Source organism: Vibrio sp. 1978, from assembly GCF_033344345.1.
This window is the reverse complement of sequence record NZ_JAWPOP010000185.1, coordinates 1-983: the sequence shown is the minus strand read 5'-3', so window position 1 is coordinate 983 and position 983 is coordinate 1. Positions and strand designations below refer to the sequence as shown.

The 983-nt window shown below is 46.1% G+C and carries 1 protein-coding gene and 1 pseudogene; both read left to right on the top strand.

Annotated features, from left to right (window positions below; translation table 11 throughout):
* Positions 1 to 467, top strand: a pseudogene (locus R8N49_RS25385) (glutamate--cysteine ligase); the annotation flags it as partial.
* Between the two features lie 24 nt (positions 468 to 491).
* The coding region (locus tag R8N49_RS25380; RefSeq protein WP_318190244.1) for a hypothetical protein at positions 492 to 983 on the top strand (492 nt) is incomplete at its 3' end.

The following is a 983-nucleotide window of genomic DNA, read 5'->3' as shown; positions in this document are numbered from 1 at the left end:
TAGAATGCTGGCGTGACAACTGGAACAAAGTGATCATCTCTGGTCGTGAAAAAGGTTTGATGCTGCAGATCGGTTGCCAAGGTGAACGCTTATCTTTGCAAGATTGGGCGAAACGAGTATTCGTTGAGTTGCGCCAAATTGCAGTAGAGATGGATTCTGCGGCTGGTGGCGATGCTTACCAAGCTGTATGTGACAAGCTAGAAGCATGGATTGATAACCCTGAACTGACGATTTCTGGCCAATTGCTTGAGCTAACCAAAGAACTTGGTGGACTTGGCAAAGTAGGTTGTGCTCTTGGCATGAAGTTCCGTGAAGAAAATCTGGCTCACGGTTACCAACATTACTCGCAAGATATAATGGAAACGGAAGTGGCTTCTTCAGTTGAGAAACAGCGACAAGCGGAAGAAAGCGATACGTTATCTTTTGACGAGTTTCTGGAAAACTACTTCGCTTATCTAAAACAATAATCAATAAGTAAGGATTGGGTGGGATTGAACATTAAGCCGTTGGTTGTATCGGTGCTAGGAAGTGTGTTGCTTGCGGGATGTGCGACAGCGCCACCAAAACAGCAAGATAACCTATGTGAGATATTCCGAGAAAAATCTGGTTGGTATGATGATGCGAAAGATATGGAAAAAGAGTGGGGAACGCCCATTCATGTTGCCATGGCCATCATCAAGCAGGAAAGCAGTTTCCGCCATGATGCCAAACCACCCAAAGATTACGTATTGGGTTTCATCCCTTGGGGACGCGTAAGCAGTGCGTATGGCTATGCACAGGCTCAAGATCCTGCTTGGGATGACTTCCAAGATTCCACCGGACAAGGTGGTTCGCGCACCAATTTTGATGATTCGATAATGTTTGTAGGGTGGTATACCCACGAGACTCGTCGCCAGTTAGGCATTTCATTGTGGGACCCTTATAACCAGTATCTGGCCTATCATGAAGGGCGAGGCGGTTATAAACGTGGAACTTACAAAAGA